This is a genomic window from Chloroflexota bacterium (assembly GCA_020850535.1).
Taxonomy (GTDB): Bacteria; Chloroflexota; UBA6077; order UBA6077; family JACCZL01; genus JADZEM01.
Genome location: JADZEM010000088.1, coordinates 1 through 7,208, shown reverse-complemented (window position 1 = coordinate 7,208; position 7,208 = coordinate 1). Strand labels below are relative to the sequence as shown.

Below are 7,208 nucleotides of genomic sequence, written 5' to 3'. Positions count from 1 at the left end.
GAAAGCCCCGCCTACCATCCTGCAGTCGCTGCGCGACGCGCCAGTCGCACCAGTGCCGGCCGTTCCCGACGGCCGTCGCGCAGCGACGGCGTGACGGTAGGCGGGGCTTTCAAGCCCCGACCGCCCGTTCCATGATGCTTCGGGGACACCAATGAACATGCAATCGCCCTGGCCGACGTGAGGAGCGCGCCGCTCCGGTCCGACTCCACGGCGTCAGCAGGACGTCCTGGCAGCCGCGCGCCTGGCGTCGTCTCGCCACCGCGTACCTCGCCCCGCGAGTCTGATCCGCTTCGGCGAGTGAGCCCGCAGTCTCAGGAGCGGCGCGCCAGATCCCGAAGCTCTTGCCAGTCGTTGACGCGCAGAATGGCGTGGAGCAGGCGATTCAGCACGCCGAGATCCCCGATATGCTCGATCAGCGAGGTGATGGACGCGTCAGGCGGCCCGAACCGGTCCGCGCCAAGTTCAAGCACCATCCGGCGGAGACTGCGCACTTCACCCTCTTCGCGGCCTTCTTCAAGAATCGCCTGGTACGTGCTGGACTCGCGCATGTTCGTGATCCCCTGCAACAGCTCCTGCGTCTCCTGGGCATCATACCGCAGCCCAAGCAGCAGGTGAACGGCCGTCCACAACTGATTGGCGACAGTCGTCGGCACCTCGGCGGTGAGCCGCTCGTCAATGCGGCGGATCACCTCCGGCAACCTGGACCACTCGACATCGGCGAGCGGCGCCAGGGGCAGCGTGCCAATGCCACCTGCCAGGAGGTCGTCCACGGACCGCTCCCAGATCCGCACCACCTCGAAGCTGAACGAGACGGTGACCTCCCCGCGCGGCCCAGGGCAGTCGAGCCTTCCGGTCACCTCTGGTCCATCCGCCTGCGGACGCAGCAGCACGACCACCGTGGCCACCGGCATCTCGTGACGGTGGCGCAGCAGGGCGTGGTACTGGAGCAGGCGCAGCGGCAGCACCCGATCCCGGCTCGCCTGCAGCTCCAGGTGGGCCAGCCACGGCTCGGGCGCATCCACCCAGACGACCTTGTCAACCTGGGCCAGCACCGTCGATACATCAGACTCGATGACGTGCGACGGACCGTCGATCGGCAGGCCGGCACAGGCAAGCCACGCCTCCGGATCGTCGTCGATCAGGAAGCGCGTCGCAACGTCAAACGGACGGGGACCACCCTGGGATTGCACAAGCACGACGGTAGCAGGCGCCGGCCATGCACGGCAACATCACCGAGACCAGGAATCTCGCAAATGTCACGCCGAATCGGCGGCGTCCCGCACCGTATCTGGCGCGTCTGTCTGCCACTCTGCCTGCGGCCGCTGGGGACGGGTCCGGGCCAGCCCAGCGATGACCGCTGATGCCAGGACCATCCCGACGATCACCACCGCTCCAGCCTCTGGGCCGAACGCCCCGCCCGTCATCACCTCCGGGCCGGTCGGCGTGACCGTCAGCAACCCCTGGCTCGCCATGCCGCTGACCGGAAACCCGAAGATCGGTCCCTCGCTGAAGTTCCAGCTCAGGTGCAGCGCGATCGGCAGCCACAACTGGCGCGTCATCAAGTAGGCCTGCGCGAACAGCAGCCCCGCCAGGAACAGGCCGACCAGCGCCATCAGGGTGATGTTCGGGTTGGCCCCATGCAGGATCGAGAAGATCGCCGACGAGCCGACGACCGCCCAGACTCTTCCGCGTCCCCGTTCAAGCACCTGAAGGATCCAGCCGCGCGCGAAGACCTCTTCCGAGAGCGCCACCAGGAGGTACGTCAGCAGCGCCACGGCAAGCTGGCTTGCGCTGATGCTTCCGCCAGTCACCTGGACCCAGCCGACGAGGAGCAACAGGGCCAGCATCAGGCCGAACATGGCCGGCCCCAGCCCCAGCCCGACCAGCGAGTCCGCCAGCCAGCCTCGTCGTGGCCGCAGCCCGAGGTCGAGCAGCGCGGGACCGTCGAACCAGCGCCACATCACCCAGACAGACAGCACTGTCCCGAGCGCCGTGGCGGCCGTCATCCCGAGGGTCGTAGTGCTGGCGGCAGAGAGCACGCCGAGCAGCTCTTCAGCGCTCTGACCCGTGCGCCCCGCCTCCAGCAGCACCGGCGCCACCGCCACCAGCCCGAACACCGACACCAGTGTTGACCAGACGGTCGTGAACAGCACCACCTGCGCGATGGCGCCCCGCTGCCGCTTCGCCCTCGCCCGAGGACGCTCGCTGTCGGTCATGTCGCTACTCCACCCCTGTCCACCGTGAGCGTACCGGCCGGCACGGGTCGTGCGCCCTCTCACGGTCAAGACCAACCTTGACTCGGGGGCAGTCCCGTGACCAATCGACCTTTCCCACCGCACCTGACGAGACGACTCGCGCTCCTGGCCGGCGCGGCGCTCTTCGCCGTCGCCTGCTCGCAGAGCACGCCCACGTCTGGATCAGCGCCGGCCGCCAGCCCCTCTCCCATTGGCGATACCCGTGCCACCGCGACCCTGCTCCCCACCTACACCCAGCCGGTCATGGGTGCGTCCGTACCCAGCAGCCCGGTCCCGGCCGGGCCGGGCGGCCCCGGCATCGTTGCTGCGCCGGCTGCGCCCGCGGCAGGGAGCGGCGCGGCCACGGGAGCCGGCAGCGCGCCCGCGGCCGGCAGCGCGCCGCTCACTGGCGCCGATCCGGCCGCGGGGGCAGGCGGCGCCGGCATCGCTCCCGCGGCCCCGCCTGCAAGCTCGGCCTCCGGCGGCGCACTGACCAACCCGATCACCGCCGCCCCGGGCGCGTCCACCAGTGGCGGCACGGCCAGTTCCGCCGGCGGCGGTGCAAGCGCGGCGGGCGGCGCGCCCGCCGCGTTGCCACCAGTCGCACCGGCCGCCCAGCCACCGGCCATCAGCAATCCGGCCCCACCGCCGCCGGCCATCCCAGACATCCCCCCACCGGCCTTGCCTCCGACCGCCGTCATCCCGCCAGCCGCACCCGCGGGCGGCGGGGCTGCCCCAGGTGGCGCAGGCGCGCCAGGCGGTGCGCCAGGCGCCGGCGGCGGCGCATCGGCGGGTGGTGGTAGCGGCGCAGGCGCTGGTCCGGGATCGCCGTAGCCGGCTCCCGCCACGGCCGATGCCCGCCACGGCCATCCGACGCCGAGACGCTCCCCCTTCTACAATGTCTCGCAACGTGGATGGCTGGCGCGGCATCGTCGTCGTGCTGGCCCTGGGAGCACGACGACGATGGACCCAACGCAGCACGTCCCGTTCGGCAAGACCTCGCTGACGACCACTCGCCTGGGCCTGGGCAGCGCCCCACTCGGCGGCCTCTTCAATCCCGTCTCTGATGCGACGGCGCACGGCGTCATCCAGCATGCCTACGAGCTCGGCCTGCGCTTCTACGATACGGCCCCGCTCTACGGCTACGGCAGCGCTGAGTCGCGCATGGGTCACGTCCTGAAGCAGCAGCCCCGCAACGAGTTCACCCTCGCGACGAAGGTCGGCCGGCTGCTCAGACCGCAGCCGGCCGCGACTGACACCGTCGACGAGTCCGGGGCCGGCCAGTTCCTCGAATCGCCGCCGCTCGTCCCGATCTTCGATTTCAGCTACGACGCCGTCATGCGCTCTTTCGAGGAGAGCCTCGTTCGGATGGGCGTGGACCGCATTGACGTGCTCCACATCCACGACCCAGACGACTTCTACCAGCAGGCGCTTGATGGCGCATACAGGGCGCTCGACAAGCTTCGCAGCGAGGGTGTGATCGGTGCGCTGGGCAGCGGCATGAATCAGGCTGAGATGCTGGCCCAGTTTGCGCGGGCCGCCGATTTCGACTGTTTCCTGGTGGCTGGCCGCTACACGCTGCTCGATCAGGCCGCCCTGCCGGAGCTGCTGCCGATCTGCGAGCAGAAGAGGATCGCCATCATCATCGGCGGCGTCTACAACTCCGGCATCCTGGCGAACCTCGACAACATGGAGCGCGCCACCTTCAACTACCAGCCCGCCGAGCAGCGGTGGATCGAGAAGGCCCGCAAGATCGACGACGTCTGCAAGCGCTACGGCGTGCCGCTCCAGGCCGCCGCCTTGCAGTTCCCGCTGGCTCACCCGGCTGTCGCGGTGGTCCTCACGGGCGCGCGCACCACCGAGGAGCTAGACCAGAACGTCGCCTTTATGCAGCATCCGATCCCGGCGGGCCTCTGGGCCGAGCTGAAGTCGGCCGGCCTCCTGCCGCCCGAGGCCCCGACGCCTGCCTGATCTCGCCCGGGGGCGCGGGTTTCGGCCATGCAGACGCCCCCACAGTACGGGATTCGTTTCGCCGAGTCGAGAGAAGGTCTGCCCATGAGTGAGCCATCCCAGCGGGCCGTCCGCATCGACGCCCACCACCACTTCTGGCCGCAGCCGGATCCAGCCCTCTACCCCTGGATGACCGACGATCTGGCGGCGCTGCGGCGGCCGTTCAGCCCGGACGATCTCCGTCCGCGCCTCCAGGCCCGCCAGATCGACCGGTCGATCCTGGTGCAGACACGCTCCAGCGTCGAGGAGACGCGCGAGTTCCTGGCTATCGCCGATCGGACCGACTTCGTCGTCGGGGTGGTAGGGTGGGTGGACCTGACCGCCCCGAACGTCGGGGAGGTTCTCGCCGAGCTGCGGGCCGCGCCGACGGGCCGCTGGCTGGCCGGCATTCGCCACCAGGTCCACGACGAGCCAGACCCTGACTGGCTGCGCCGCTCCGACGTGCAGCGCGGCCTGCAGGCCATCCAGGATGCAGGCCTCGCCTACGACCTGCTGCTCAAGCCGCGCGAGCTGCCGGCCGCGCTGGCCGTCTCACGGGCGTTCCCCAACTTGCGGCTGGTCATCGACCACATCGCCAAGCCGGAGATCGCCCACGGCACGATGGAGCCGTGGGCGTCGGACATGGCCCCGTTCGCGGAGTTGCCGTACGTCTTCTGCAAGCTCTCGGGGATGGTCACCGAGGCCGACTGGCAGCGCTGGACCCCGAACGACCTGCTCCCCTACGTCGAGCGGGTGATCGGCTGGTTCGGCGAAGACCGGCTGCTGTACGGCTCAGACTGGCCGGTCTCGACGCTCGCCGCCCCCTACGAGCGCGTCCACGATGCGCTCAAGACCATCCTCGACCGGCTCGGCGTCTCCGCAGCCACGCAGGACAAGATTTTCGGGGCGAACGCCCGCCGGTTCTACACCCCGACCGTCTGACCATCCCCTTCACTCCATCGCCTGACATCACCCGTGACAGAATGACGCCTCAGCCAGCCTGCCGAGAACCGTAGACACGCACCCGTGTGCCATCCTCGGGCGGTTGCGACGGACGGTCGTCAGCGCCCATCCACCCCTCGGAGTCCGCCCGTGCTGGTCGCAGACCTCGACACCCCGGCGTTCGTCATCGATCTGGACATCCTGGAGCGCAACATCCAGGGCATGGCCGAGCACACCCGCCGGTTCGGCGTGGCGCTGCGGCCGCATGCCAAGACCCACAAGACCGTGGAGATCGCGCGGCAGCAGCTCGCGGCCGGGGCGGTCGGGCTGACGCTGGCGAAGCTCGGCGAGGTCGAGGGGATGCTGGCCGCCGCCGAGGCGGCCGGCGACCCGCTGCCGCTGGATGACGTCCTGCTGGCGTTCCCCATCGTGGGCGAGCAGAAGCTGGCCCGCCTGCTCGACCTCGCCCAGCGGCTGCGCGTGTCCGTCTCGCTGGACAGCGCCGACGCCGCCCGTCAGATCGGCGAAACGGCCCATGCGCACGGCCAGCAGATCGGCATCCTGGTGGAAGTGGACACCGGCGGCCGTCGCTGCGGCACGCTGCCCGGCGAGCCGACCCTTGCGTTGGCCCGCGAGATCGCCGCCACGCCGGGCCTGACCTTTCGCGGGATCATGACCCATGAGGGGCACGCCTACGCCGCCAGTCCGGCCACCCTCCGCGCGGTCAGTCAGGAGGCCGGGCGGGTGATGGTGCAGCTTGCGGAGACGCTGCGCACTGACGGCCTCGAGACGCCGGTGGTGTCGGTCGGGTCGACGCCATCGGGCCGCCACATCGCCGAGGTGCCGGGCATCACCGAGGTCCGGCCGGGCACCTACGTGTTCCAGGACTTCAACCAGGTTCGCCTGGGCGTCGCCACCGAGGCCGACTGCGCCGCCTCCGTGCACGCGACGGTCATCGCCCGGCCCGCCCCGGACCGGGCGGTCGTGGATGCCGGGACCAAGGCCGTCGCGGCGGACCGCAACATGATCGTGGTCGAGCGTGAGGGGTACGGCTGCGTCAAGGGCCAGCCGGGCTGGTACTTCGCGCGGGCCAGCGAGGAGCACGGCGTCCTGCTGCGCCAGGACGACGGCCACTCCGAGGATCTCCGCGTTGGCGACCGCGTCGAGCTGATCCCGAACCACATCTGCCCGGCCGCCAACCTCTACGACCGGCTGACCATCCAGCGCGGTGGCGTCGTCCAGGGCAGCTGGGCGGTGGCAGCGCGCGGCCGCTCGCAATAGGGGCGCCCCGGAGCAGCCTTCTGCCGGTCAGTCGCACCCGCGTGCGATTCGCATCGTCGTCCCGAGTTGCCCGGCTCCGCTTGCTATTGTGGTGTGGTCAAGGAGGGGGCATCTGTGGAGAAGACGATAGCGCTTCACCTTGAGGCTGAGCGGGAAGACGATCTCTACGAGGGTGGTGGAGCCGCCCCTCCTTCCGCCCCGGCTCGTCATCAAGATGCTGGAGGGTGAGGGCTTCATCCTTCGCAATCGGCGGGGCACCGACTATTACTCCACGACGCAGAGGGCGTCGTCGTACCCGTCATCCCGAGCGGAGCGAGCGTGCGAGCGCAGTCGAGGGATCTTCCCCTGGACACCCCTGCGGGGAAGATCCCTCTCCGCTCGTGCCTCGCGTAGCTTGCCCTGAGCTTGCCGAATGGGGTCGGGATGACACACCCATCACATCCGGCATGGCGACGTACTATGTGTACACGAAGGTGACCCAGGGCGGAAGCTGGACGGTCACCGTGGCGACGCATGGTAAGCAGATTCCACGCGGCACGATGCGGTCGCTGTGCTGTCAAGCCGGCTGGACCGTCGAGCAACTGATTGCCCTGGTGGAGCAGTACAAGTAGGTCACCGAACACAACCTCAGATTGCATGAGGGGCCGAGATCCGTGCGGCGAACCCGCACCGACCCCGACCCCTCAACCAGGCTCTGGAGTTGTTGTCGGCCCTCACCCCCGACCCCTCTCCCTGTGTGCGGGAGAGGGGTCGGGGGTGAGG

Annotated in this window: 7 protein-coding genes; 5 read left to right on the top strand and 2 right to left on the bottom strand. The window is 69.8% G+C overall.

The window, feature by feature from the left end:
- Positions 1-311: 311 nt before the first annotated feature.
- Together IT306_12695 and IT306_12690 are read right to left on the bottom strand one after the other, a co-directional pair.
- A complete protein-coding gene (locus tag IT306_12695) occupies positions 312-1,196 on the bottom strand; it encodes a hypothetical protein (protein ID MCC7369279.1) in 885 nt (294 codons plus the stop codon).
- A 60-nt stretch (positions 1,197-1,256) separates the two neighbouring features.
- Complete coding sequence (locus tag IT306_12690) at positions 1,257-2,216, bottom strand: CPBP family intramembrane metalloprotease (protein MCC7369278.1); 960 nt, start codon at positions 2,214-2,216, stop codon at positions 1,257-1,259.
- Positions 2,217-2,312: 96 nt separating this feature from the next.
- Here IT306_12690 and IT306_12685 point away from each other — a divergent pair, with 96 nt between their 5' ends.
- The 5 genes from IT306_12685 to IT306_12665 all read left to right on the top strand — a co-directional run bounded on the left by IT306_12685 (position 2,313) and on the right by IT306_12665 (position 7,057).
- Positions 2,313-3,068 (top strand): hypothetical protein, encoded by a 756-nt coding sequence (locus IT306_12685; protein ID MCC7369277.1) that lies wholly within the window; start codon positions 2,313-2,315, stop codon positions 3,066-3,068.
- 129 nt (positions 3,069-3,197) lie between these two features.
- Positions 3,198-4,205, top strand: coding sequence for an aldo/keto reductase (locus IT306_12680; protein MCC7369276.1), 1,008 nt, complete (start codon positions 3,198-3,200; stop codon positions 4,203-4,205).
- An 84-nt stretch (positions 4,206-4,289) separates the two neighbouring features.
- A complete protein-coding gene (locus IT306_12675) occupies positions 4,290-5,165 on the top strand; it encodes an amidohydrolase family protein (GenBank protein MCC7369275.1) in 876 nt (291 codons plus the stop codon).
- A 222-nt stretch (positions 5,166-5,387) separates the two neighbouring features.
- Positions 5,388-6,446: an alanine racemase gene (locus IT306_12670; GenBank protein MCC7369274.1), complete on the top strand. Its 1,059-nt coding sequence runs from the start codon at positions 5,388-5,390 to the stop codon at positions 6,444-6,446.
- 446 nt (positions 6,447-6,892) lie between these two features.
- Positions 6,893-7,057 carry a type II toxin-antitoxin system HicA family toxin gene (locus IT306_12665; GenBank protein MCC7369273.1) on the top strand — a complete coding sequence of 55 codons (165 nt, stop codon included), beginning with the start codon at positions 6,893-6,895 and terminating at the stop codon, positions 7,055-7,057.
- Positions 7,058-7,208: the final 151 nt, after the last annotated feature.